This window comes from Bartonella sp. ML70XJBT.G (assembly GCF_028618575.1).
Taxonomy (GTDB): Bacteria; Pseudomonadota; Alphaproteobacteria; order Rhizobiales; family Rhizobiaceae; genus Bartonella.
This window is the reverse complement of the sequence record NZ_JAQITA010000015.1, coordinates 1-26302: the sequence shown is the minus strand read 5'-3', so window position 1 is coordinate 26302 and position 26302 is coordinate 1. Positions and strand designations below refer to the sequence as shown.

26 protein-coding genes, 2 tRNA genes and 3 pseudogenes are annotated in these 26302 nt (G+C 35.2%); 11 read left to right on the top strand and 20 right to left on the bottom strand.

From position 1 onward, the window contains the following. Nucleotides 1-24: 24 nt before the first annotated feature. Nucleotides 25-1029: an RluA family pseudouridine synthase gene (locus PVV64_RS07700; RefSeq protein WP_273760476.1), complete on the top strand. Its 1005-nt coding sequence runs from the start codon at nt 25-27 to the stop codon at nt 1027-1029. Between the two features lie 148 nt (nt 1030-1177). Further along, the gene (rpoH, locus tag PVV64_RS07695; protein ID WP_273760475.1) at nt 1178-2062 is read left to right on the top strand and encodes an RNA polymerase sigma factor RpoH; all 885 of its coding nucleotides are present in this window, start codon (nt 1178-1180) and stop codon (nt 2060-2062) included. Nucleotides 2063-2195: 133 nt separating this feature from the next. Here rpoH and PVV64_RS07690 read toward each other — a convergent pair whose 3' ends face one another. The 3 genes from PVV64_RS07690 to PVV64_RS07680 form a co-directional block, all read right to left on the bottom strand. Continuing rightward, the gene (locus PVV64_RS07690; protein WP_273760474.1) at nt 2196-3644 is read right to left on the bottom strand and encodes a hypothetical protein; all 1449 of its coding nucleotides are present in this window, start codon (nt 3642-3644) and stop codon (nt 2196-2198) included. Nucleotides 3645-3894: 250 nt separating this feature from the next. Then, nucleotides 3895-5184 carry an adenylosuccinate synthase gene (locus tag PVV64_RS07685; protein ID WP_273760473.1) on the bottom strand — a complete coding sequence of 430 codons (1290 nt, stop codon included), beginning with the start codon at nt 5182-5184 and terminating at the stop codon, nt 3895-3897. Between the two features lie 402 nt (nt 5185-5586). Then, nucleotides 5587-6750, bottom strand: coding sequence for a phosphoserine transaminase (locus tag PVV64_RS07680; RefSeq protein ID WP_273760472.1), 1164 nt, complete (start codon nt 6748-6750; stop codon nt 5587-5589). Between the two features lie 407 nt (nt 6751-7157). Between PVV64_RS07680 and PVV64_RS07675 the strand changes: the two genes are divergently transcribed. After that, nucleotides 7158-7233 (top strand) — tRNA-Phe (locus PVV64_RS07675). 101 nt (nt 7234-7334) lie between these two features. On the opposite strand, the pseudogene PVV64_RS07670 reads toward PVV64_RS07675, so the two are convergent. Beyond that, nucleotides 7335-7661: pseudogene (locus PVV64_RS07670) on the bottom strand (XRE family transcriptional regulator). Nucleotides 7662-9606: 1945 nt separating this feature from the next. Here PVV64_RS07670 and PVV64_RS07665 point away from each other — a divergent pair. Genes PVV64_RS07665 through PVV64_RS07655 form a run of 3 tightly spaced genes read left to right on the top strand, consistent with a single transcriptional unit; the run spans nt 9607 to nt 10641 of the window. Then, nucleotides 9607-10269, top strand: a complete 663-nt coding sequence (locus PVV64_RS07665) for a lysozyme (RefSeq protein ID WP_273760471.1) — start codon at nt 9607-9609, stop codon at nt 10267-10269. Further along, nucleotides 10266-10493 carry a hypothetical protein gene (locus PVV64_RS07660; protein ID WP_273760470.1) on the top strand — a complete coding sequence of 76 codons (228 nt, stop codon included), beginning with the start codon at nt 10266-10268 and terminating at the stop codon, nt 10491-10493. The genes PVV64_RS07665 and PVV64_RS07660 overlap by 4 nt, the downstream gene beginning before the upstream one ends. Next, nucleotides 10426-10641 carry a hypothetical protein gene (locus tag PVV64_RS07655; protein ID WP_273760469.1) on the top strand — a complete coding sequence of 72 codons (216 nt, stop codon included), beginning with the start codon at nt 10426-10428 and terminating at the stop codon, nt 10639-10641. The genes PVV64_RS07660 and PVV64_RS07655 overlap by 68 nt, the downstream gene beginning before the upstream one ends. Nucleotides 10642-10778: 137 nt before the next feature. On the opposite strand, the gene PVV64_RS07650 is transcribed toward PVV64_RS07655, so the two are convergent. The 6 genes from PVV64_RS07650 to PVV64_RS07625 all read right to left on the bottom strand — a co-directional run bounded on the left by PVV64_RS07650 (nt 10779) and on the right by PVV64_RS07625 (nt 15771). Continuing rightward, the gene (locus PVV64_RS07650) at nt 10779-11087 is read right to left on the bottom strand and encodes a hypothetical protein (RefSeq protein WP_273760468.1); all 309 of its coding nucleotides are present in this window, start codon (nt 11085-11087) and stop codon (nt 10779-10781) included. A gap of 557 nt (nt 11088-11644) precedes the next feature. Beyond that, nucleotides 11645-12199, bottom strand: coding sequence for a biotin transporter BioY (locus PVV64_RS07645; RefSeq protein WP_273760467.1), 555 nt, complete (start codon nt 12197-12199; stop codon nt 11645-11647). 279 nt (nt 12200-12478) lie between these two features. Beyond that, the gene (locus tag PVV64_RS07640) at nt 12479-13033 is read right to left on the bottom strand and encodes a biotin transporter BioY (RefSeq protein WP_273760466.1); all 555 of its coding nucleotides are present in this window, start codon (nt 13031-13033) and stop codon (nt 12479-12481) included. A 46-nt stretch (nt 13034-13079) separates the two neighbouring features. Further along, nucleotides 13080-13682: an energy-coupling factor transporter transmembrane protein EcfT gene (locus PVV64_RS07635; protein WP_273760465.1), complete on the bottom strand. Its 603-nt coding sequence runs from the start codon at nt 13680-13682 to the stop codon at nt 13080-13082. Further along, on the bottom strand, nt 13679-14359 hold the full coding sequence (locus PVV64_RS07630; RefSeq protein ID WP_273760464.1) for an energy-coupling factor ABC transporter ATP-binding protein: 681 nt from the start codon (nt 14357-14359) through the stop codon (nt 13679-13681). Before PVV64_RS07630 ends, PVV64_RS07635 begins: the two co-directional genes overlap by 4 nt. A 41-nt stretch (nt 14360-14400) precedes the next feature. Beyond that, entirely contained in the window at nt 14401-15771 is a 1371-nt protein-coding gene (locus PVV64_RS07625; protein WP_275064796.1) for an amino acid permease, read from the bottom strand. A 225-nt stretch (nt 15772-15996) separates the two neighbouring features. On the opposite strand from PVV64_RS07625, the gene PVV64_RS07620 reads away from it, so the two are divergent. Next, nucleotides 15997-16317 carry a hypothetical protein gene (locus PVV64_RS07620; protein WP_273760462.1) on the top strand — a complete coding sequence of 107 codons (321 nt, stop codon included), beginning with the start codon at nt 15997-15999 and terminating at the stop codon, nt 16315-16317. A gap of 469 nt (nt 16318-16786) precedes the next feature. Here PVV64_RS07620 and PVV64_RS07615 read toward each other — a convergent pair whose 3' ends face one another. Beyond that, a complete protein-coding gene (locus PVV64_RS07615; RefSeq protein WP_273760461.1) occupies nt 16787-16993 on the bottom strand; it encodes a SlyX family protein in 207 nt (68 codons plus the stop codon). A 465-nt stretch (nt 16994-17458) separates the two neighbouring features. Between PVV64_RS07615 and PVV64_RS07610 the strand changes: the two genes are divergently transcribed. Continuing rightward, a tRNA-Thr gene (locus tag PVV64_RS07610) sits at nt 17459-17534 on the top strand. Nucleotides 17535-17633: 99 nt separating this feature from the next. Here PVV64_RS07610 and PVV64_RS07605 read toward each other — a convergent pair. The 8 genes and pseudogenes from PVV64_RS07605 to PVV64_RS07570 form a co-directional block, all read right to left on the bottom strand. After that, nucleotides 17634-17837 (bottom strand): AlpA family transcriptional regulator, encoded by a 204-nt coding sequence (locus tag PVV64_RS07605; protein WP_034454822.1) that lies wholly within the window; start codon nt 17835-17837, stop codon nt 17634-17636. Nucleotides 17838-18461: 624 nt separating this feature from the next. After that, a complete protein-coding gene (locus tag PVV64_RS07600) occupies nt 18462-19085 on the bottom strand; it encodes a lambda exonuclease family protein (protein WP_273760460.1) in 624 nt (207 codons plus the stop codon). Between the two features lies 1 nt (nt 19086). Continuing rightward, complete coding sequence (locus PVV64_RS07595) at nt 19087-19947, bottom strand: ERF family protein (protein WP_273760459.1); 861 nt, start codon at nt 19945-19947, stop codon at nt 19087-19089. Between the two features lie 438 nt (nt 19948-20385). Continuing rightward, complete coding sequence (locus tag PVV64_RS07590; protein ID WP_273760458.1) at nt 20386-20571, bottom strand: hypothetical protein; 186 nt, start codon at nt 20569-20571, stop codon at nt 20386-20388. Nucleotides 20572-20725: 154 nt separating this feature from the next. Then, a pseudogene (locus PVV64_RS07585) lies at nt 20726-21457 on the bottom strand (phage antirepressor KilAC domain-containing protein). 12 nt (nt 21458-21469) lie between these two features. Next, nucleotides 21470-21886: an antA/AntB antirepressor family protein gene (locus PVV64_RS07580; protein ID WP_273760457.1), complete on the bottom strand. Its 417-nt coding sequence runs from the start codon at nt 21884-21886 to the stop codon at nt 21470-21472. A gap of 62 nt (nt 21887-21948) precedes the next feature. Beyond that, nucleotides 21949-22323, bottom strand: a complete 375-nt coding sequence (locus PVV64_RS07575) for a hypothetical protein (protein ID WP_273760456.1) — start codon at nt 22321-22323, stop codon at nt 21949-21951. Between the two features lie 173 nt (nt 22324-22496). Beyond that, nucleotides 22497-23114, bottom strand: coding sequence for an XRE family transcriptional regulator (locus PVV64_RS07570; protein WP_273760455.1), 618 nt, complete (start codon nt 23112-23114; stop codon nt 22497-22499). 109 nt (nt 23115-23223) lie between these two features. On the opposite strand from PVV64_RS07570, the gene PVV64_RS07565 reads away from it, so the two are divergent. After that, nucleotides 23224-23475 carry a helix-turn-helix transcriptional regulator gene (locus PVV64_RS07565; RefSeq protein WP_273760454.1) on the top strand — a complete coding sequence of 84 codons (252 nt, stop codon included), beginning with the start codon at nt 23224-23226 and terminating at the stop codon, nt 23473-23475. Nucleotides 23476-24527: 1052 nt separating this feature from the next. Here PVV64_RS07565 and PVV64_RS07560 read toward each other — a convergent pair. Next, the gene (locus PVV64_RS07560; protein ID WP_273760453.1) at nt 24528-24749 is read right to left on the bottom strand and encodes a hypothetical protein; all 222 of its coding nucleotides are present in this window, start codon (nt 24747-24749) and stop codon (nt 24528-24530) included. Between the two features lie 133 nt (nt 24750-24882). Here PVV64_RS07560 and PVV64_RS07555 point away from each other — a divergent pair. Then, nucleotides 24883-25075, top strand: a pseudogene (locus PVV64_RS07555) (hypothetical protein); the annotation flags it as partial. Between the two features lie 3 nt (nt 25076-25078). Next, nucleotides 25079-26236: a DUF1376 domain-containing protein gene (locus tag PVV64_RS07550; RefSeq protein ID WP_273760491.1), complete on the top strand. Its 1158-nt coding sequence runs from the start codon at nt 25079-25081 to the stop codon at nt 26234-26236. Nucleotides 26237-26302: the final 66 nt, after the last annotated feature.

Sequence of the window (26302 nt, the reverse complement as noted above, 5' to 3'; positions counted from 1 at the left end):
TATTAAACACTTAATAGGAAACATATGGTAACACAGCAAATAACGGATGAAGCTGCTCTTGGACAAAGACTTGATCAGTGGCTTGCTCAACAATATCGCAATGCTCTGTCACGTTCACGTCTGCAAGCCCTCATCCGTGATGGTTATCTTAAAATTGATGGTCACCTTATAAAGGAGCCGAAAACAAAACTAAAACCCAACCAAATCATCGAATTGACAATGCCTGCTCTTCGTGATGCAGAACCTAGCGGTGAAGCCATTGTATTGGACATTCTCTTTGAAGATGATCATGTCATCGTCATCAATAAGCCAGCTGGTCTTGTTGTTCATCCTGGCAATGGTCATTGGACGGGAACATTAGTTAATGCTCTTATCCATCACTGTGGAAAGAGTTTATCTGGTATCGGTGGTGTTAAGCGCCCCGGTATTGTCCATCGTCTCGATAAAAATACCAGTGGAGTCATGGTCGTCGCCAAAAATGACCTTGCTCATAAAAGTCTTAGTGCTCAATTTTCTGACCATGGACGTAGCAGTGCATTAGACCGACGTTACCACGCCTTGATTTGGGGAACACCTCACCGTAATGTTTGGACAATCGATGCATCTCTTGGCCGTTCTCGCCATAACCGAATAAAACAGGCTGTCGTCGATAACCAACATCCGCGTGCTCGCCATGCTGTTACTCATTTTTCTCTCTTAGAAAAATACGGAACCTATGCAGACTCAACATCTGTTGCTAGTCTTCTGGAATGTCGTCTGGAAACTGGACGCACTCACCAAATTCGTGTTCATATGGCATATATCGGACATCCGCTTATAGGCGACACTGTTTATGGCAGTGCTTTTAAAACAAAATCAAACACGCTTTATCCCATCATTAAAAATGCAATCGATCAATTTAACCGGCAAGCGCTCCATGCAGCCAGCCTGACTTTTGAACATCCGGCGACAGATAAAATTATGTCTTTTTCTTCACCACTTCCCCAAGATATGACTGAACTTATCGAGCATTTAAAAAAAATAAATTGAAACTTTTTATCTTTTCAAGATTTCACAATAAAATATCTCTTTTTGAACAAAATTGAAAATTATGCTAGGATGTAATTGGAAAGATATTTATAATATCTGGAAATAGAGTTTGCCTTATAAGGGAATTCGCATAAAAGGAGGGTGCTATATGGCCCATATGAATTTATTATCAGTAACGATAGGTGACGGAGGATTAAATCGTTACCTAGAAGAAGTGCGTCGTTTTCCAATGCTTGAACCAAAAGAAGAATACATGTTGGCTCAGCGTTATCGTGAACATAATGACTTAAAAGCCGCGCATAAATTGGTAACCAGTCATTTGCGTCTCGTGGCTAAAATTGCAATGGGATATCGAGGCTATGGATTGCCTATTGGAGAGGTTATTTCAGAAGGCAATGTTGGGCTTATGCAGGCTGTTAAACGTTTCGAACCGGAACGGGGTTTTAGGCTTGCAACCTATGCTATATGGTGGATTAAAGCGTCGATACAAGAGTATGTATTGCGCTCTTGGAGCTTGGTAAAAATAGGGACAACGGCTAATCAAAAACGCTTGTTTTTTAATCTTCGTAAGTTAAAAAGTAGGCTTCAAGCTCTTGATAGTGGTGATCTTAACGAAGAACAAGTAAAAGAGATTGCAACCAAATTAAATGTTACAGAAGATGAAGTTGTCTCAATGAACCGCCGACTTGGTGGTGACACTTCACTCAATGCGCCTCTTCGCACAAAAGCAGGTGAAAGCGGTGAATGGCAAGATTGGTTGGTGGATGATGCCATCAATCAGGAACAGACTTTGATTGAACAAAGTGAATTGGAAAATCGTCGTTCCATGCTTACAAATGCTATGGACACCCTAAATGAGCGTGAAAAGCGTATCTTCAAAGCACGTCGTTTAAACGATCAGCCACTAACACTAGAAGAGCTTTCAAATGAATTTAATATCAGTCGGGAACGTGTAAGACAAATTGAAATGCGTGCCTTTGAAAAAGTACAGAATTCTATTAAAGCGTCTGCTTTGTCTCAAAGTGAAGCGTAGAATCTTTGAAGTTCAGTATAAAGCCAATTCTTTGAGCATCCTTAGAATAGACTAAAAGTTGTGCTCTGTTGGCTTTATACTTTCGAATTGATCTATGAAATTTTTTGATGGCGAGAATGCTCTTTGTCGTCTTTCATTTCACTCCTCTTGACGTTTTATTTTTTTGACCAAGTACTGTGAGCTTATCTGATTGCGTAAGCCATTGTCCAATGACTTCATTAAAAATTGATTCCCCTTTTGGCCCTTTTGCAAAGGTTAATTCATTGATGCGTCCGTTTTTATCCGTTAATATCAAACGTACCCAATCTAACTCCCGCATCAATTGTAAATTTTGATCAAGAAATGGACGATCGCCGCTCAATGCAACAAGAAAAAAATCATCACCAATCTTTGTTGAAACAGTTCTTGCTAAAGTCTGACCAATGGAATGTTCACTTGCTTTAAAAGTTAATGCTTGAACATTGCTTATCGCTTGACCTGAAAATTTATCAGAAGGAATAAAAATAAGATCTATCGTATATGCAGCAGGAAGAGATATATCAGTATTACGACGTAAAATGAGCCGTAATGATAACCCTTCATCGGGAATTGTTATATCACCTTGTATCGCCGATTCTTCCAGAGCACCCTTCCCATCAGCCTCCTTTATATGGGTCCAACGAGCACTCCCAGTTGCTACTTTTTCTACATCATAATTTGTACGTGCTTGATAAAAAATCGCTTCACCAGACTGTTCAACTAATTGCAAATTACCGGTAACAACTTTTGAGGTGCCTTCTTCGTTTACAGTATCTGCTGTTTGATCTAAACCGACATCAATTTCGCTCCCATCCTCTAATAAACGTTTCGTTAACTTTTTCGTGATCGAAAGTGCCTTTGGTAATGCATGAGAAACTTGAAGATTTTCTCTGGGCAATTGATGATTATTTGATATAAATATACGCTCACCAACAAAAAAAATACCAACAGTTATAATAATAAGACTAGCAACAACAGTAGCACTTATCACAATGCGCTTTTTCATCGACGACTGATTAGCACGACGTACAGCTTGAGAAAAAATATGCGAAACAATATGAGGATTATCTCCTTGCAAAGAAGGAGCTAAAGGAGTAATTTTTAATATCTCGCCATCAACATACTGAGAAGCTAAATAATCCTTCATATTGATAGGTTCTGCATCTGATATCCCTGATGCACTAGATTCATTAAATACCTTGTTGTTCTTTGAACTTGTAACAGAACTTTGTCTTTCTTCTGTTTCTCTCTCTGAAAATGCATTCCCTTGTGGTGATGTAGAATTTTGTGTATTCTTATCATCTTCAGTTATATCTGCAGGGCTCCAACCAATAACTGAAGAAAGTTGCTTCTTTTCAACTGCTAAATATTCTTCTTCAACGATTGCAATAGCACTTTGCAAAATCTGTCTTTGCTCATCTGCCATTGCTGGTGGTATTGTCGTTGCTACAAACTGATGTTCTAATGTCTCGATAGCTCGTTTATAAACCCGCTTACGCACTTGCGGTGTAACATTATTTTGCGCATTGATTGCTTTTTTTAAGATTCCAACGAAATCTACCATATCCTCTATAATCTTTCTCAAACTGAGAAAAGGAATCCCAGTTGTAAAGCCCAAAACGTCTCTCTTTTAACCCTCTAAATTGATAGCCATTATATGGTATATTGATAGAACTATCGTAATAATTTAAAATGAATGTAAAAAATAAACAATGCTCTTTTGCATTCTTTCTCTCACTCCCTCCCAAGTTGCCTCTTCCTAGAAAAATACGAAAGACAAAGTGAGAAACTAGACGGACGTTTCAAAATAATCATTAATTTGCAAAAGGATCAGTAATAAGAATAGTATCTTCGCGCTCAGGGCTAGTGGATAATAAAGCCACCCGCGTACCAATCAATTCTTCAATATAGCGTATATATTGGACAGCCTGTACCGGTAAATCTTCCCAACTCAAAGCATGTGCTGTTGCTTTCTTCCAACCTTCTAATGTCTCATAAATGGGCTTTACACGGGCTTGTGCTCCCATGGAAGAAGGTAAATAATCGATTCTTTTACCATCAAGTTCATAACCAACACAGATTTTAATCTCATCCAAACCATCTAAAACATCAAGTTTTGTTAGCGCTATACCCTGAACACCACAAATCGTTACCATCTGACGCACGAGGACGGCGTCAAACCAACCACATCGACGTTTTCGACCCGTTACAACACCAAACTCTTTGCCACGCATGCCAAGAAATTCACCAATATCATTGATCTGTTCTGTCGGAAATGGGCCTTCTCCAACACGTGTTGTATAAGCTTTTGCAATACCTAAAACATAATGGATTGCTCTTGGCCCCATACCTGAACCAGTACACGCTTGTCCAGCAACTGTGTTGGATGATGTCACATAAGGATAAGTCCCAAAATCATTATCCAATAAAGCACCTTGTGCACCTTCAAACAGAATGTGCTTTCCCATCCGATCACTTTCATCTAAAAGACGCCACGTACAATCCATAAAGGGTAGAATTTCATCTGCTACTTGCATCAACTCATCATAAAGCGCTTGAGAATCAATCTCTACAACCCCCATTCCACGACGCAAAGCATTATGATGTCGCAAAAGTCGTTCGATTTTAGCCATAAGCGTATCAGCTTCTGCCAAATCCATCACGCGGATAGCGCGACGCCCAACCTTATCTTCATAAGCCGGCCCAATACCACGTCTTGTTGTACCAATTTTTAAACCCGATAAACCACTTTCCCGAATTGCATCCAGATCACGATGTAAAGAAAGAATCAATGGAGCATTTTCAGCAATACGTAAAATGTCCGGTGTAATTTTCACATCCTGCTCACGTAGTTTTTTTAATTCTGCTACAAAATGATGAGGATCAACAACAACCCCATTACCAATAATGGATAACTTTCCACGAACTAAACCAGACGGTAAAAGGGATAATTTATAACTAACCCCATCAACAACCAACGTGTGCCCTGCATTATGCCCCCCCTGATATCTCACAACGATATCTGCACGCTCAGACAACCAATCTACAATTTTACCTTTACCTTCATCGCCCCATTGTGTACCAACAACTACTACATTGGCCATAACTTTCTCCGTCGAGTTTTGTCAAATAAAACCAGCATTCAAAAACAAACGTTTCTTTATAACGAAACCTTTGAACAAGTGCGACTCTTCATTTCGACTTTTTCCCAATCTTCAGATGATTAAATTCACAAATTTATGATAATAAAGGCAAAAAAAAATCCTCATATAAAATATATCTTCATTTTCAATCAGCCATTTTGCTATAAAAGTAAAAATATTTAGAGTTCTTGGTTGCCGTTTTGGCCAACACTTACCAAATCATTCATCTTCTCTTCATGATCTTTAGCTAATCCATACGGCATTTGAAAGCTGTTCGTTTGATACGAAAACATGCAAAATTGTCACAATCTCCCGTATCTTTCTTGCTGGAGAAAATGAATTATAAAAATCGCCAACAATTCATTAAAGTTGCGCTTTTTCAACCTGAAAGGCCCATTCAAGCCATTGTGTTAAAACTTCAAGATCAGAGGCTTCAATTGTTATACCTGTCCACACTCGAAGCCCTGGAGGAGCCTCTCTATATGAACCAATATCATAAGCAGCTCCTTCTTCATCAAGACGATTCACTATCGCTTTGATAAAAGATACCCGTTTTTCAGTATCCAAAGAAGTAATCACTGGGTCGACAATATCTAAACAAACAGATGTATTAGAACGGACTTTAGGATCTTTGGCCAAATATTCTACCCACGGTGTTTTGCGAACAAAAGCATCAAATACAGCAAAATTTTTCTCAACACGTGCCCTTAGCGCCGGTGCACCGCCCAGAGACTTTGCCCATTTTAATCCATCCAGAAAATCTTCAACACAAAGCATAGAAGGCGTATTGATTATCTTCCCTTTAAAAATATCTTCATTCAGCTTTCCATTTTTTGTCATATAGAAAAGCTGAGGCATAGACCAAGTTGGAACATGACTCTCAAGACGTTCAACAGCACGAGGGCTTAAAATCACCATACCATGTGCTGCCTCACCACCCAAAACTTTTTGCCATGAAAAAGTCACAACATCTAATTTTGAAAAATCAAGATATTGCCCAAAAGCTGCAGATGTAGCATCACAAATTGTTAATCCAGCCCGCTTCTCTGGAATAAAATCCGCATTAGGAATACGCACGCCAGACGTTGTCCCATTCCATGTAAAAACAACATCACGATCAAAATCAAGTTGTGTTAAATCTGGTAACTCACCGTAAGGCGCCTCAAAACGACGCACATCAGAAAGCTTTAATCGCTCAACAACATCTTTGTTCCACCCAAAACCAAAGCTTTCCCATGCCGCCATATCTACGCCACGCTCCCCTAATAAAGACCATAGGGACGCCTCAACAGCACCAGTATCTGAACCAGGAATAATCCCTATACGATGATCCGAAGGAACTTCAAGAACCTCACGGGTTAAATCAATAACTTCAGCAAGTTTTAACTCTGCTTCTTTCGATCGATGTGAACGCCCAACTAATGCATTTTTAAGAACTTCAAAAGTCCAGCCAGGTCGTTTGCTACAAGGACCTGAAGAAAAATTTGGGTTATTTGGACGACAATGAGGTTTTTTAAACATGACCATTATTTCTCCCCTTTTAGATGGCTTATCTTTCTTTTAAGAAAATGAATTATTATAAAAAGACTGAAGCCAATATTCCCTTCAAACAAAAATCAAAATGTTTTCTCTTTATTTCGCAAGCTTAAAATACGCAGAAACCTTGTAAAAAATATTCCCCTTAAATCATTCTTCTTATATGATTCTTTTAAGAGGTCCCCTCGCGTTATCACCACAATAAGATAGCATTTTGATAAAAATACAGTAACGTATCATAATATAGCTAGCAAGTTTATTTTATAACAAGCGAGCATTATAATTTACCTAGAATATAGAGATAAGTCATAAAAAAATTCATTATTTTTCTTTTGGTGACTGGACAGATGAAATTTTAATGTTATAACCGCACACGTTTCACGTGTTTTGTGAAACGTGCCCAGATAGCTCAGTTGGTAGAGCAGCGGACTGAAAATCCGCGTGTCCGTGGTTCGAATCCGCGTCTGGGCACCACCTTATACTTTTTTGAGAATGATCTATTGTTTTTACTAGTATTTTTAAAGAGTGAGGGACACTATAACAATAGTGAGGGAATAGGATTTTCCAAAACGTCTCTACAAAGCACATACTTTTTTGCTAACTTCTTTGGATTTTGCTAAGTCTTGTTGTGAAAAATTCTCTAAAGTTCTAACAAACGTACCAATAATTTCAGAGTGAAATGAATCTGAAGATTTGATTGTAAAATTTTTACGACAAACATCAGCCTCTTTTCTTAAGAGAGCAGCTATATCTTGATTCAAACCATAAAGCTCTATGATCTTGTCCTCCATACCAACTGGCACTGATTTTTTTGCCTAATTCTACAGAAGATAAAAATGATACAGATACAGCTAATTTTTAGCCATCTCTAAGAGGCATTCGAAGCGATCAATGCGAAATATTCAACAATAGAACACACTTAATGCATGAAGTTTTACATGCCTTATATTACCATCTTAAATGACGGTATTTTACGTCACAACAAGATAAAGAAGCACCGTACAGAGCGATTGGATAGTTTTATTACCACATGAGGAATTAAATTTGCTCTATACGGCTTAATATGAGGTAAATAAACCTTAGTGGTAAAATTAAGAATTAAGTGTCAGAATCTTAAAATATTTATTCTTAACAAATTGTAAATAGCTCATGCAAAAAGATTGATTACAACAGCAATAGAACATACTCTATGGGAAGGTCGCAAAGTATTTTTATCACCTTTATAAAGCCCCTCAGGCTTAAAAGAGTGGAAGATTGCAGTGAAAATCACTATCATGACACATCGGAAAATGCTGATTGAGTACAAAATATAATTTAAAGCATAGAGTGACAAGAAGAATATCTTGATAACTTTTATTAATTATGAGCATCCATAAACGATAGCAATAGAACGATCAAAGAAATATTTAAAGATACGAGATATAATGAAGGCATTATAAAATCTACAAAATCAAATCGTTAAACACATCTCAAATCCATAGAAGATGGATTATTAAAACAATCTCTTTGCACTGTATATAACAAATGCGAAGGAAGACGTATGAACATTTCACTTTATATTTATTTGTTTTGAAAATAAAAACTGAAATCGTATGTTATAACTTTTTCCAATAGCTCTGAAATATTCTTCTTTAACATTTGGATCGCGCTTAATGACGAGATTTCTAAGTTTAGTGAATAAATACTCACTCTCTTTTTTAGAAACTCCATATTTGACACATTTGCACCAGTTCCCCTCATCCCAGTTTATACCATGAGTTTTGATGCTTGCTATCAAAAGTATAGATTGGACGAATGATATCCATGGTTTTTTATTTTTGTAGATTGGCTTATAGAGATCTTTCTTTTAAAAAACTTCTTGGTGAATTGATCACTTTTGAGGCAATTAAGACAATGAGAGAGCAAAATAAAGAAATATAAAATTAATTGTAGATTTTTTGATTCAAATCTGTATAATACATTATGTATTTGAATATGGGATCTTAATCCGCATATGTAAATACATAATGTATAATTATAATATCTTTTTGTACTTTTATGGTATCTTTTTCATATAAGTAGCAAATATTATAATTCTTCAGGAGCCTCTGTCTTTATTGTGTTGATTGTTATTATTCTTACCTTTTCTTCGGTGGATTCTTGCTTTTGTGAGCAAATTGAAAGCTTTTCAAATAAAGTTGCTCTAGAACAACAATGATGGGGTAAGTTAAAGAAATTTATTATCTAAATTTTTAAAGATTCATAGGTGATTTTTATGGAAATTCTCATATTACAATTGAACAGAGCTTTATTCTGAATGTTGATGGAAATATGATATAAATTGGTAAAGAGGATGATGTAAAAACAATGATTTTCGTATTGGGATAGCCTATCAACTTTCGTTTATGGCATATGCTGTAAGGGTATTCCTCGGTGCAGTAGTATGGGTGGATAAGATGAATTAATATATGCCACCAGTTGTTTATTTTTATATTATTCGATGCGTTACCGCAAACGACTTCTTTTAAGAAGAAAGGAACATTTAGGATAAAAGCTATCCATAGGATTTATAGGATAAACCCTAGTGGTGATCAGTTGTAAAAATATTGAACAAACTCTATTTTATTGCGGATTGGATTGAGTTGGAATTGTTGCTTTTTAAGTTGAGAGGAAACTGCCTGTTACAGAAAGATAATGATTTACGTGTTCTTTTTTCAATAAATCAAAGTGATATAGATCTTAATACTTTTATCGCAGAGGTATTATAACTCTATCAGATTATTTTACTGTCTATTCTTTAAAATAGGCAGATGTGAATTTAATTTTATTCATGCCCTGCTTTGTGTCGTTTTTTATGGAATAAGGATAATGCGAAAAATATCAAAAGAAGGATTAGCACTCATTAAGAAATGGGAAGGTTTGCGTTTAAGCGCCTACGAAGATTTAGTTGGTGTGTGGGCAATTGGTTATGGACATACAAGCGCTGTTGGTACCCCACATGTCTATAAAGATATGCGGATTACGGAAGCAGAAGCGGAGAAGATTCTTTGTCAAGACTTAGAAAAATTTGAATACGTTGTTGAACAAACTGTTACTGTTCCTTTAAATGATGAGCAGTTTGCCGCACTTGTATCGTTTTCTTATAATGTTGGAACAGAAGCTTTTCGTAACTCTACACTCGTAAAAAAGCTTAATAGAGGAAATTATGAAGCTGTGCCAACTGAATTACAAAAATGGACTAGAGTAGGAGGAAAGCGTCTTCGAGGTCTTGTCAATCGTCGAGCAGCTGAGGCAGGATTATGGGCTCAGGGCTCATATGTATCTCCAAATTATCAAATAGTAGAATCACAAGGTGTAACGGGTATCTGCAAAGTAGAAGCTATTACACCAATTATAGGTTCTCTTTCAGGACTTGGAGGCCTTGTTGCGGGGAATGGTCCTGTTCAATGGGCTTTAGCAGCTATTATGGTTTTAGCAGCTTGTACCGCCATGATATATATCGCTAAACGTTTTCTGGAGTACCGCCTGTGATCTTATGGATAAAAAAATACCTAACGATAACAATAGCAATCTTAACAGCTTTTTTTATTGCTTTGGCAAGAGCTTTTTTCCTTGGAAAAAAAGCTGAACAGCAAAAACAAACAAAAAAAGCTTGCAAGATGGCAACAACACGGCTTGAGGTAGAAAATGAAGTTAATCAGAAAAGTGATGCTGATGTGCGTAATAAGCTTTCTGACTGGTTGCGCGACGAATAAACGAACTTCTTGTATGGGGTGGTTGCCCATCTATTTGAATCGGCAAGATATTAATGTCATTAGCCCAAATTTGGCGAAAGATATTCTAAAGCATAATAAACAAGGCGAACGTCTATGTGGTTGGAAACGTGGACAAAAAACAAAATAATAAGAATACAGAACGTATAGTATCAGAGAAACAGCTTCTTCATGAGATGATGAATAATTTCCAAAATATGAAAGCACAATTCATAATTTTACTGTAAAAATTAAGCTAAAACAATACATAACTGCTCTCTGTGTACTCTACCAATTGAATATAGAGAATATAGAAGTGTATAAATATTCCCCTAAGGATTTATATATGCGTTTTATTTTATGAAATAATGGCGCTACATTTTTCCAAAACACATCATGATTACCAGGATGAGTAGCTATAATAACCTTATTTAATAAAGGATCGACTTGATCCTCAACAAATAGATTTGTTTTCAAAACAGTAGAAGTAACAATAAAAGATGTTTTTCCTAGAAAAGATGTACGATCAGATGCTTTTACGATAGATGAAAACGCTAAAATAATAACACATACATAAAAATAATATCTTATATTCATATTCTATACCTTATTCTCTTTAATAAAGATCCGTAATGAATATAACATAATATTATTTTTATGTATATATTGCAAGAAATATAATAACAAAAAGAATAAAAATATTTTATAAATTCATTTAGCTAAATAATTAACGCCTCTTCTATTTTTAGAAATACATATTCAAGAATCATATATTAGTAAAAATAAAAGCAAAGTTGATAAATGTTCATTTATAATTGTATAATAAATTGCTTTTAGAATAACAAAAACATTCAAAATTTGTGTTCAAAAAAGATTTCATTTTTAAAGTAATTTAATTTCAAATAAATAAAAATAGCCTATGTTATTTATAAATTTTTTTTTGTAATTTTTATATTTCTTAAAGAGTAATCTGTTGCATGTTTTATATGCATCTCTTTTTAGATAAACACTTAAGAACTGTACAATAATACCATTTCACCCTATTATATTATCCGCTTATTACAAAACACGAGAATAAGAGAAGAGGCTTTTATCGTATTTTCTCTTTATGTCTTTGTATGAGCTGCGGTACAATATTTCAATTTAAAAGAGAACTACTTTTCCTTTGAGGTAATGAGAGGAATAGATTTTTTAATCGCAAGCGCAACGAAAGACGCAATCAGCACTTTTATAAAAGCACCAATTAACAAACCTAATGAACTTATTAAAACTGTGAGCAAAGAAGCCTGTGTCATATAAGCCACCCACGGTATTCCAAAAGAATAGACAATTCCAATACCACCTACCGTATTTATCAAAAATAATAGTATAAAATTTAACCGTTTCCAAAATAACTCAACCATAAAGCCAATAAAAAATGCCGCAAATGGAAAACTGATTAAATAACCACTGGTGACACCTGAAAAAACACTGATTCCACCACGCCCCCCTGGCAATAGAGGCAATCCAATTGCAATAAGAACTAGGAAAAGAAGCGATGCTAAAGCTCCTCTTTTTGCCCCAAGTATAGATCCTGATAACATCGGAGCCATAGACTGAGCTGTAATAGGTACCCCCAGCAAAAAAGGCAGATGAATAGGTGGAAAAAGACTCAAAACAGCGTAAATAGCAGCAAATAGAGCAATATAAGTTAGATCTTTTGTATTCACTAAACCATTCCTTCATTATGAAATAATCTCTAATTATTGTTATCATTGATCAATCATAACTTCCTGCGTTAAGAATATATTTCTATAGCATGAGAAATATCTTAAATTAATTTAAATATATAAATCATATAATATAATAAAAAATTACAAAATCAATGATTTTTGATGAATTAATAAAATATTATAAACATTTTTATTATACAATAAAACGATAATTACTTATATAATATTATATATATCAATAATCTCTCCTTTATTTTAATAATATTAAAATAAAAACTAATCTTTCTTTGTATAAATGAGAGGAACAGATCTTTTAATTGCAAATGCAACAAAGGATGCGATCAGCACTTTTAAACTATCACCTATCAAAAAACCCGATGACGCTATTAAAGCCTTTAGTAAAGAGATTTTCGTCATATATGCTGTCCATGGAACACCGAAAGCATAAATAACTCCTATACCACCTACAGCATTTATCACAAATAATGTTATAAAATTTAACCGTTGCCAGAACAATTCGACCATTAAACCAATAAAAAATGCAGCAAATGGAAAAGCTATTAGATAACCACTAGCAATTCCTGAAAAGACGCTGATTCCACCACGACCACCAGGTAATAGAGGCAATCCAATCGCAACAAGGATAAGAAAAAGAAGTGACGCTAAAAAACCCCTTTTCGCCCCAAGTATAGATCCTGCTAACATTGGTCCCATCGACTGAGCGGTAATAGGAACCCCAAGAAAAAAAGGAAGATAAATAGGAGGGAAAAGGCCCAAAACAGCATAAATAGCAGCAAATAAAGCAATATAAGCTAAGTCTTTTGTATTCATTTATAATCCTTTCATTATGAAATAACTTTAATGACTACTCGATATCTTATCGATCAGTATCATAAGAACGCGCTTCCAATGCTTCTGCTACTTCTGAAGCCATTCTTATGGTTCGTATAATTAAAGGTATTGCAAGAGCGACAATATTCGTATTCAGTCCGCGTGCTTGCTGTGCTTCACGCACTTCATTAAACTTTTCCCTCAAAAGAGGAATAAAGCGGATAGCCATAGAGATAATCATACTTACTTTTGATGGATTTATACCAAAACACCGAAATGGCTGAAGCCCTGCTTCAATTGAAGCCACCATATCTGAAACTTTGGTTGTAAATGAAATAAGTGATGATAAAGAAAAAAGGATAACAAGGCGTAATACAACCTCCACCCCTGTAAACAGACTGCTAAAAAGAGTCTGAAATGCAAAGAGAAGAACTAAAAGTAATCCTATCGATTTAAACTGCTTTATCACAGTACTCAAAGGAATCTTGGCGACTCTATAGAATAAGACTACAAGTAATAAAAATAGCCCAAGAAGCAGTATGGATGAAACCATTATTATAGTGGTTCCACACACCGTAAGAAATAATAATTTAACCCACGGACTAAGCCTATGAATAAAGGTACCCCTTGGAATATATAAACTGATCATGACATTCTTCTTATATACTCCTTGATAGCAACAAAAGGTACATCATCAATTGCTATCTCCCCTCTCTCAAAAACAAGCACTCTATCAAATTTTTTGAGGAATTCCAAGTCATGTGATACAACAATCGCTGTTTGTGATAACTCTTCTATAACCTGTGTAACACGGCGCTTATTTCGCAAATCAAGTAATGTCGTTGGCTCATCAAAAACAATATAGTCTGGTTTCATTGCTACTACACTGGAAATGGCAACAAGTTGTTTTTGTCCACCGCTTAATAAATGAACTGGGTGATCTCTAAAAGCTTGAAGATCATAGCGCTGTAAAATTTCATCTATACGCTTTTTAATTTCATCTTTACTCAGTTTTAGATTTTTGAGACCAAAAGACAAATCTTCTTCCACTAATGGTAAAACAATTTGATTATCAGGATTTTGAAAAACAAATCCTACTTTACGTTTTACCGCCTTTGCATCGCGCTTTGTATCAAGCCCATCAACGCTTACAGAACCATGCGACGGTAATTGTAACCCATTGATAAGACGAACAAATGTACTTTTTCCAGAACCATTCGCACCAATAACGGCTATTCGTCTTTCGGTAAGCTCTACAGAAATACCCCTTAAAACACACAAATCACCAAAGACTTGTGTCACCTTATCAAACCTTATAATCCCCAAGATTTATTCCAATCAATCCCTTTATATTACCTATTCTATCGTTAACGCTTAAGTTTATAGCCTAAAAATAAAAACAAACACCATATCGGAATAATAATAACTGCCAAACTCATATCAGGCATCTGTTCAGGGATATATTTTTCAAGAGAAGACACTCTCATTCCCATCATGTCAAAAAGTCGAGCCATTAATCCATTTTTCCCAAAGCCACTGACAAACATAATACAAAATAATAAAGCAAGAAAACAAAGGCAAAAATAGTTGGCATAAGGATAGAAACCAAATGCGTAACTAAAATTCCCTTTTCTGTTCCTGTGTGCCTTTCTAAATTTCAAATGAACAATAATAATAATAGCCCAAGTAATAAGCGCTGCTGCCGTTGCAAGAGCCATAATTCGCATAAAACTATTATCAGGAACAAGGGCGTTCACAACAACGATTGTCGCCGTACAGAACGATGAAAAAAGAATAGCAATATAAGGAACACGAGCAGTACTTAATTTACTGAAAATATGTGGTGCATTCTTTTGTATAGCTAAACTATAAAGCATACGGCCATTAGAATAAATGCCACTATTGTAAACAGAAATAGCGGCCATAATAACCACAAAATTTAAAATATGGCCAGCCGCAGGAATTCCTACAGTTTCAAAAATTGTAACAAAAGGACTACCGTTTTTTCCAATCATATTCCACGGACTGATGATCATAATAACGCTGATAGAACCAATATAAAAAATTATAATCCTCCACATAACTTGGCGAATAGCTGCTGGAATTGTTTTTTGTGGATTGGATGCCTCTCCAGCTGCAATACCAATAAGCTCTGTCCCTCCAAAAGAAAACATTACGACAGAAGTCGCTAAAACAACCCCTATTGCTCCATAAGGAAAAAAACCGCCATGATCCCAAAGATAATGAACTCTCGCTTGATTTTCTCCTATTCCAGTGACAATGAGAAAAATCCCCAAAATAATCATCCCAATAACAGCGGAAATTTTGATCAAAGCACAACCAAATTCAAATTCTCCATAAAAACGAACATTTGATAAATTCACTAATGTAACGAACAAAAGAACAATGAAGGATGACTTCCAATGAGCAATCAAAATCCAATGATCGAGGTAAAATCCGATCACTGTAAGCTCAGTCATGCTGACAAGAATATAAAGAAACCAATAATTCCAACCTGTTATGAAACCAGCTAACCTTCCCCAATATTTATAAGCAAAGAAACTAAAAGCACCCGATGTTGGTTCTTCTACTGACATTTCACCAAGCATGCGCATAATGAAATATATAATAAGCCCCCCCACAAGATAAGCCACAATGGCTGAGGGCCCCGCTAATTGTATTGCCTCTGTTGAGCCATAAAAAAGCCCTGTCCCAATAACACCACCCAAAGCAATCATTTGAATGTGGCGATTTTGAAGATTACGCTTCAATTCATTCTTCGCATCATTACACACGCTTCCTCCCTTTCCCCCTTGATATTGATTTTAACCTTTATACAAGAAGCTAAGAATATCTGTAATAGAATTCCCAACAGAAAGTATAAATTCACTCCCTTGTCATAATGCAACTTCTTGTTTTTTTGTGCATTATACGGTTGTTCTATTAAAGTTATAGGAAAAAATATGCTTCGCCCTTTACTTAAATTCATGGCTTTCATTTTCGTTACACTAACAATTGTAGTCTTTGTCATTGATAGCGTAAACTCCATGAGCTCATCACATTGGACGATCACTCCCTTAAATAAAATATTAGCAAATCTTCTGCAAACAGATATCTATGGACTTAATCAGTCTATCAGTAAGACCATACCAAGTTTCCTGTCCTCTGTTTGCATTACTCTCACTTATTTACCAGTATGGTCTATCTTTGGTACTTTCGCAATAGCACTTTGTATCCTGAATCACGAAAAACCAAAACCTTTTCACAAAATATTGTACACTTAAAAGCGGAATATATTTGATGTTAATCTTGAAAAGATTCTTCTAAAATTTATTGTGCTATATGCAATCAGTACACTTTGAAAAAACTCTATTCTATCAAAATAGCTAAAGACTATTTTGATAAGAGAAATAGATAAATGCCTTATTATAAACATGTGCATTCACTTAATGATGACTCTTGATTAGCCGTAGTTTCACCTTAATGTGTATTCATCAAAAGCAGTGCGTTCCCTCATTCAATCCCTCAGCAGCTCGTAAAACAGCCTACAATCGTTCATGTATTCCCTCCAAAAGTCTTTTGTTTTTAGCAGCATAGACGTTATAGAGAAAAAAACTCTTAATACTGTCACTAATCCTTATAAGATTCAAATTTCTTAAAATCGTGAGAAATTTATAAAGCTTATAAAAATCACTTACATATCTAACAAGATGGATTCTAACAAAATGAACGCTTTAAGATAAATATAAGTCCTCATTGACGAGGAAATGGCAAAATAACAGCTTCAAATACACCCAGTTCTTCTAAATCTGAAAATCGCTTCGTTAACACATCTACTTTTTTAGATATCTCATTTAAACTTTTCCATTGATCAGTTACAATACTAGAAAGCTCATCAATAAACTTTTCTTGGTAAGTTAATTTCATTTCTAATTCTACCAATCGATCTTCATCTGCCATAGTTCTTACTCCACGTTAAATAAAAAACATCTTTTATAAATTATCCCTTTTATCCCTCTTTCTATAAGAATGAGAAATAACTTTTCTACCAATTCCACTAATCTTATTCTCACAGCATAAAAGTTCATGATATTTTTTACCTCCCCCTTCTAATCACTTGCCCAATAAATTTCTCTTTTTTCACAAAAGCAGTAAATATCTTTACGAGGATATTCTTCATATCACTTTCCACCTCAGAGAGGTTCTTTTCATATTCATTTCTCAATTTGAATAAGAAGTAATTTGAAATGCACTTTATGCTATCAAGATCAAAATACTGTTCTTGTCTTAACCTTCATACTCTCTGGTGATCTCAATCATAACCACATCTTATACATTATTGAAAAAATGCATACTTGCTTTTATGTAGAGTTTTGGCTATTACCCTCGAGCTGGCGTTTTATTTCATTTAATGTACAAGTTCATGCCGCATTAGCTCAGTTGGTAGAGCACATCATTCGTAATGATGGGGTCGCTGGTTCGAATCCGGCATGCGGCACCACTTTTTGTTCTTATCGCAGTGAAATATATAGATTTTTCCTTTAAACAATCATTTTTAGACCACCTTTCAGACCACCTTCTACAGTTTATACAATTTTATCTAATTTGTTGTTATTTGCTCCGTATTTTTCTCTGGAGTAAAGGCTAAGATCTCTTTCTTTCTCCACCTCACTGCTCTCCCCAGCTTGTATGGCTTTGGAAATACACCTTGAAGAACCCAATTGCGAATCGTTGTCGTTGATACGCTAAAAAGCTGTGCACACTCACGTGTCGTTACATATCTATCGCCATCATCAAATATCATCTCATTACCTTTCTCTTTTTTATGTTATGTAAATAAGTGAGCGGCTAAGAAACACCCCCGTATTTAAAATTTACAAATTTATTTGTTAGATGTGTTTCATTTCATATTTCCAACCTTGTAATTGTGTAACAGCCAAGGCAATTTTCCCCCGATGACACATGCACACATCAGATTCAAAGCAAGTAATTGCAACACCTCTTTTGTCCCCAAAAAGCTAGTATAATTTTTCTATTGCATGAATATTATTTTTAAGAGTTGTCTTTTGGTAATCTTCAAAAAGATGTTCATAATCTTTTCTGTTTTCAGATTGCGTCTTTTTTTAGAAGCCATTTCAAGTGCCGGCATGTGATTGAATGCCAATGTTGCTATAGCTTTCTCTAATTGTCTTTTCGAAAAACCATGTTTCTATTTATTGGATTTTTACGAACATCATACAAAATTTTGATATTATCTTCTATGTAGCAATTCAGATAATGGTCTAACGATTTTCCTTCATAGCCAATGATAAAAAATAAGGTTTCTCAGCTTTATTAGAGTGAATGACGGCATGTTTGGTGTTACACATATTTCATTGCCTTATGTAAATGGTTGGTTAGTGCAGGAAAAAAAGAGATCCCCATAACTTCAAGCAGCTTGTGTCAAGATCTGCTTCAGGTCTCGCTCTATTTCCCCTAAAAAGACTGCGACAGCTTGATTGATTTCTTCAATATGTTTGTCATCACGGTCAACGCGTTTAATTTTCATGCGCAAATGAGATGATCTGCCTACAAAATGCGGATCAAAACTAATGAAATGACACCATTTGCGTCCCGTACAAGCCATTTGGAATTGCATTTGTGCGATATATTCAGGCTTGATATTGCCATCCATATAAAAGCGTAGATGGTGGATTGATTGTAGACATTTAATCGCAACCAAACCATCTTCACCAACAAGCCCATCAGGGCTTGCTCCGGCCATTTCCATTGTAGGATGTTGGATAAATCCACACTTTGTGACCTCTGTACCATAAATGAATTCATATTCTTTTAGTGCATTCTCATCATATTTAACGCCCCATTGCATAGCAGGTATAGTATAAGATTGACTTATTTCCCCTGTTAATCGCTCTGTCATAAGCTTTATTTTGTAGTCCTCATATTTGCTTGTAGGCGATCCTTTAACTGTTTTACTGAGTATGTTATAAATATTCGAAGCAGTGACTTTACCTAAACGGGCTTGAAACCACTCTGCTGTTCTTTGTTCCATCTCACACCGCCATTTGTTGTTTTTGTTGTGTTGATACATATTCGATATCTTGGATATGAAAATATTGGGCATCTTGTATAGGAGCGTCTATTTGCTCTTGTTGTGGGAGAAATTGTTGTTTCGTGGTCTTTTGTTTCTCTTTCAAAAGATGCAATACCATTTGTGCTTGTCTATCAAACATATCATCAAGTTTTTTGACTTTGATATAATTAAGTTCCTTTGCTTTTTGTGATTGGGTTTGTTCTATGAGGGTTCTGATTTCATTGATCTGCCGCGGAGAAGCTTTTTTAATAGGCTTATTCCCATCTGTATCATTTTGTTGGCTCACATCTTCTTTGCTTGCAACATTAAGAAGCATACTTAACAGGTATCGCTGTGCGTAGGTGATAGTAGAACCAACCGATAGTATGTCTAATTTTCTTCCTTTTACGTCAAGGGAAAATCTGCCTTCTATTGATATGTTTTTTCCAGATGAATGTTTTAAAGTCATTTCTATAATTACACTGTCTGCACTCTGTTCTTTGATACAAAAAAACAAAGTAAAGTGGTATTTTGAAAGAATATCCTTTGCTGTATCAATATACTGATCAAGCGTCGTATATTGGCTATTTGTATGGGTGTTTGTAGCGTTTTTTTGTATTTCTTGATATTCCATTTGTATAGCGGAAAGATCATGGTCAAAATTTTGACCGCTTTGTCGTTCTCTTTCTTTTTCTCGCAATGCAATGAGGCACTCTAAACGATCCATGTCGATATCATTTTTTAATCTTTTGTCTAGAATGAGCTCCATAGCTGTAGGTTTAATTCTACAATCGCTTGTTTTTTTTATTAATTCAGTTTTTGTGGTATTTAACTCATTCATTTTTGTTTCCTCATATTTGCACACAACTCCCCCGTGGCGTGAATCACGCACATGTTAAAAATTGTTTGGTATTATTAGAGTTTTGTCTTTACAGGTTGTACAATCCGATCAATTGGAATGCATTTGATATATGCACAATGATTAAAATATGCGTCAACAAGAAAGATCCATCTTAATTTGGTGCTATCATTTCAAATCCAGTACACGTAAACGGTCTAATTCGTGTGAAAATGCAAAGCATTGTGATTTTATAAGTTCCATTTGCACCACATTATCTTCACTTAAAAAGGTATTGATTTTGTCTTTAGGAATTATGCTATTTACGTAGAATTCCCCCTTATCTCCAGAGATAGTGATACAAATTTCATCTAAATTATGAGTATTTCTCACAACTAACTGCGAACACAAAATAGGTTTAACTTCATATTTATACATGATTTATTGTCTCTCACCTGTTGAGGGAATTCCATCATTAATAATCTCTGCGTTTTCCTGAATAAATGAATCACCACACATTTCACTATTTCCCCCCAATTTTGCTCTGATGGAAATCAATGGACTGTTATAAATTTTAGCTTTCCCATTCATAAATGCACAACCACAAACTATCGCATAATCAAACACTTAGCATCCTGTTCAATACAAGCACCACCAACAATCTCAGCGTTACCAAAAACCTCGATGTCCCCATAAACCCAAGCTTCCCTGCACCCCAACACTCATCCTCATAATTTAGCTTGCCTTCATGCCGATAAATCCACCAAGATCATTTTCATTATTAATGCATGCTTTGTAATTTAAGTTCTTGAGACAAAAGCCCCATGCCTTTTGTGGTAATTTTTGCGTAAGGAATGACTTTTTCTATTCCATTTGGGATTTGAAGTGTGATCGTTGGACAATCCATAAGTTATTTTTGGGTTTTGTCTTGATACGGTAGCAAATTTTCACCTGCTGCACGTCTATAAACCTAACCTTTTTGCTGTAAAAACTGAATGAATTGTTTTGGTTGCATCTCGAGTATTTTAGCGGCTTCTCTAAAACCGAAGAGCCCATCATGGCGCTGTAAACTTTCAAGAGCCATTGCTTTTGGTTTTAAATCTTCAATGATGATGTCTTTTTGATCTATTTGCCCTTGTCGATAATTCAGAAATCCAATCATAGTTTTTGGACTTGAATAGTCGATTTGTGAAACCGCCACTCGCTTTTCCAATTTTTGCCAACGGTCCATTATTTTTGCGCGTAAAGCAGTGCTGTAACCAGATATGAGAATTAAACATTCATACTTTAGGAGATTATAACAAGGGCGTCTTTCACCTTTGCTATCAAGATAATAACTATTAAAATCAACCATCCCAAATTTGAGGTCGTTAAGTTCTTCAAGCATTTTCTTGATATCACACATCACATGCTCATGTCTTTTACCGCATAACTCTGCAATTTCACGACTAGACATAGTTTGAACGGTTTGGTTATTAGAATTGTTTTCTGCAAGTGTCATAAGATTATGCATAATGAACTCCTTTCAAGAAGCTCGTATCTTTTCAGATGTTCTCATAAAGTTTTGCATCATCACCTCCTCAATTAATGAAAATAGAAGATTTGATATATAGCTTAGGTTCCTACGGCATTCCGCTGTAGAAACTTTCTTTTTTGTATAAATTTTGAAGTAATGATTATTGGTTTTATCTGCTTTTATTGCAGATTTTTGACAAATCTTTTGTCTGTTCCATTCTTGTTTTGTAAAAACAAAATCCACGCTTTCTTTCAGAGCAAATTTTTTAACACAATCATTAACCCACGTGAAAAAATCTTGTTTCAAATGTAAGCGTCTATGCATGACATAGGCATTGACCATTTGGACATAACCGATTTTGTTATCTACCTCGTTTTTAGGTATGAGATACCCTTCACTATTCTTATTAGTGCCGTATGCGTTCATAAGTTTACTCTAATTAGTTATTGATGGAAAAAAAGAGAGGGTTTTACAAATGCCTTTAGAGTTTAAATGACATCACTAAGACGTAAACGATTCTGCTCTTCATAGGTGCCATAAATTTCGTCATCATATTCTTGCTGTGCTAAATCATCTAAAAATCTATTGTAAGCATCACTTTCGCGTATAAAGTAATGAACCTCACTATCCTCATCGAGACGTTCAATATTTTCTTCTACATATGCTTCTGCAATCTCTTCAGAGATATCTTCACAACTATTTTCAAAAGGATTCACACGAAGGATTTGTATTGCATCATCTGCCTCATCAATAATTGCCTGAACTTGACCTGCATCAAGTGATCCTGACTGAGCAATGTGTTGATCATCATCGTAGACAACTAATAAAATTTCATCAGGATTAATAAGAATTGGCTTTTCCATGATTTCCCCTCCCTAACGCCTCTTGGCGGTTGTTTGTGTTAATTTTTATATATTTATATAACTATAATTATAAATTAGCAAGCAAAAAATTATAAAAAGTTATATTTTTATAAAAATTATTATAACATCTTGCAAAATAAGAAGAGGAAAGCATTTTTTAATATAGCTAATAATTAACGATAATATCGAGCTATTTTACTGTAAGAATTTATTGGTAAGATAGCAAAAATTTCTCCAATCCATGCAATTTTAACATTCTTAATGGGAAGCGCATTCCAAGAAAGTAAATCTATCTCACCATTCATCCCTCTGCTAATCTGCTTTATGTATCTTTTATTATCATGTGTGAGAACAACAGCTTCTTTCCCAAAGAAGGATTCTATCGTTTTGATTTGACGCCGTCTTACAATAACCATATCTCCATTTTTATACGCTGGAAGCATAGAATCTCCTTTAACTTCAAAAGCAACCATATCATCAGGTAAGGCAAAAGGAATTTCTACTTGTTCAAGACCGTCTTCTGGGATTTGTTCAAAGCTTGGATCTATCTGTGTTCCCGCTCCGATATACCCCATAAGCGGAACAAAAGTTGTTAAGTGGTTCTCCCCTTTTAATTCTCTATATAATTCCAAAATGGCATCTCGGTTAGAACCACGGGGATCAGAATCTTTTAACCACTTAGACACTGAAGCTTGTGTCACGTTCAGCCGTTTTGCCACATCTTCTTGCGTTAAGTTAAACTCAGTCAAAATCTTTTTTAATGTACTTACGATATTAGACTTATTACTCATACTTTTGTTACCCTATTTCTTTTATCGTTGATAAAAGTAAATTTACTTGACTTTATATAACTATAATTATATGAATAAATGGTTAAGAAGCTATAATTGGAGCTTTTAAATGAAACAACGAGAAGATTTTAAAAATTTGACTAAGTTAATACGGGTCAAATTTAATTGGACACAATCAGAAATGGCTAAAACACTTGGTGTAACCCAACCAGCTGTCTGTAAGTGGGAAAAAAGAGGGACTATCTCCGTAATCAATTATCTCAAACTGCAAAAATTAAAAGATAGCTCTAACTCTATGCCCACTTTTATTGCTGCTCCTACAGATAACAATGATTATCAGCAGCACCATACACACTCTTAAAGAATAAAGACTATAAGAAACGGAATATTGAAAAAACTCTACGCACAAATCTGCAAATTAATAGGTTGCAATATGAAAATCGAGAATGGAGATAGATTAGTGGAAGAATGGCATATGTCAAAATTTGATAGTTGGATGAGATGGCATAAAATAACTCTTGTAGAGCGCGACGAGACAATTGAATAACAGTAAGTAGTACTTGCAGACCTTTCCACTTTCATTAAGAAAAAAATAAAATGTTTATAAGCAAAGATTAAAATTGGATTTACAATGGGATTGATTGATGCGTTAAATAATAAAATCAGCTGCTTAAAACGAAAAAGGAGAAGCTAGATTGGTTGAGTTTCTCTTACTAGGAGAATGTATTTAATTTTGACTTCAGAAATTCCCAACTTAAGGATTGGGAATTAACAGCTGTGTTTTGAGATCAACTTCATAATAAATCTGTTTAATTGCAATAAACGACTTTTAAACGTGGTTGCGACACCCAGAAACAAGCCGTGATGTATTCTTCTTTGGATTATCAGGTAAAGTGTATTCAAGAGTACAATTTACAATATTGTAACCATTGAATTCAGAAGCGCTAAAACTTAATCGAAAGTAAAAACAATGTACTCACCAGCAGGTATAAGAAATAAATTTAAAGCAAGTGATACCGTAGCATTTAATTTGATCTCTTTGGGATCTAAAGAAATGCGTTTGGGAGTTATTCTCTTAATGATGACGGAATCTTGCGATAGATCAGATCAACACTTAGTAAATCAACCAGTATATTCAAAAAATTCGAAGAAGCAGCGTTCTGATATTTTTACGTTTCTTATTGCAATATTTCTTTTTGTGAGATTTGTAATCTTCAATACAAATCCATTATATAAGATACCACTCTTGTGGTCTAGTGGCTCTAAGAGCCTTTCGAACGCTAGATATTATCTTGAAGTAGGTAACAAAGTTTCAACATGTTGTTCTGTCCATTCAGTAAAATCTTTTGTCAATTTTTCTTGCTTTTCAAGCGCTGTAGTTTGTTTTTGGTTTTCTGCAAATTATTTGGTTATCTATTCTCTGTCTTCTTCTCGTTTTTTTGCAGCTGTTTCTGAATCCTCTTTGTGGATTTTGGCTGCTTCTTTACGGTCTTTGTATCTTAAGATAAGTGCTACCAAAAGCAATACAGGAAATGATACTAAACCTGTAAGATATATCTTTACCCATTCTTGCATCATATCTCCCCCAATTTTCGAAAATCGTTGGGAGGTTACTTTTTCAAAACAGACAATCACAATATGCTCTGTTATGTCGCACGCTTAAATACGCAATAGCCTTGAGGGGGATTATAATCCATTAATTCACAAACCATTCTTTATCTTAATCTAGTACCAAGACAAGATGACAATTTGCGGTGCAGATGGTCACTTAAGAGCTTGGTGTGAACATCACCAAATTCCTATGAAAGCATTCCGTTTGGTACAGTTAAGAAAGTAATGACAAGTAAGGGACATACCTCAAAAGAAAAAATGATTAAGTCGGTGTGTACAAAAGGGATGCGCCTAAAGACGATAATGAAGCAGATACTTTAGCAATTTTATACTTATGGAAAGAAGGGGGATATATGTCCAGTAAAATACCGTGGACGAGGCTTTTTGCAGACAAGTGGCTTCTTGATCTTGCACATTTGCCTTCTTTTGAAGGTTTTATATATGTCAAGTTGCGATTTCAAATGCTTCGCACCGGAGAACCGCTTACGAAGAATTTTCGAGTATTATCTTTATTGGCTGGCTGTTCAGTTAAAAGATTTCAGAAAGCATTAGATCTTTTATTGGAAACCAAACACATTATTCTTTCAGAAGACGGTCGTTTGTGGAGTTTGGATGTTGAAGAAGAACTCAATAACTGTAATGAAAATTTAGAAAAGGTATCGAAGGCATATCAGTCAAAAAGATTATCAGAGAGAGCACAAAAGGCAGCAAAAGCAAGATGGGAAAAACATAAAAATGGTGCTTGTGACGATGCTAAGGATCCTGAAAACCCTGAAAAATATACTAAAAATTATGCTAACGTTGTTAAGCATGGTGCTAACGGTATGCTTAAGGATACTAAGCATGATGCTTATGACATGCTTAATAATGCTTCTATATATAACATAAACAATAACACTAACAATTATAATATAAAAAATAAAACTATCGTTTTATCAAAAAAAGAAATCGATTTTGAAGATTTGGAAACAAACGATTTGGTTGACGAGCCAACAGAGGTTGCTGATGTTGAAAGCCCATCAGAACAAATCGAAACGATAGCAACCAAACAACCTCCCATTCACGAGCAAGAAAACGTTTCGAAAAAACCAAAACGTTCAAAAGCTCATCGAGGCTCTCGATTGCCTGATGATTTCGAACCTGATTACGATTTTGCACTTGCAGAGGGCTTGCCTCCAGAGCGTATCAAAGTCGAAATGGCAAAGTTTCGAGATTACTGGCGTTCAAAAGCCGGAGCAAATGCAACCAAAATCGATTGGCAAGCAACATGGCGTAATTGGGTAAGGAATTCAAAAGATCATAAAATCAATCAACAAGGTGGCAACTATGGAAATTGCACTCAAAAGCAAAAAAGCATTGGTGAACGCATCGCAGACAGCATCATGGATATCGGAAATCGAGGGTACTTTGAAGCATATTCACGCAATGATACCCCCGAGCGGTCCATTTGTTTTGAAGGATGGCAGCCAATTAACACAACAGCAGGAAGAGATAGCCTTAGATGCTTTTGATCAATTGCAAGAGCTGTTTGCAGAAAAAGCAAGCAAAGAGGATATAGCAAAGGCTATTCGCATGCT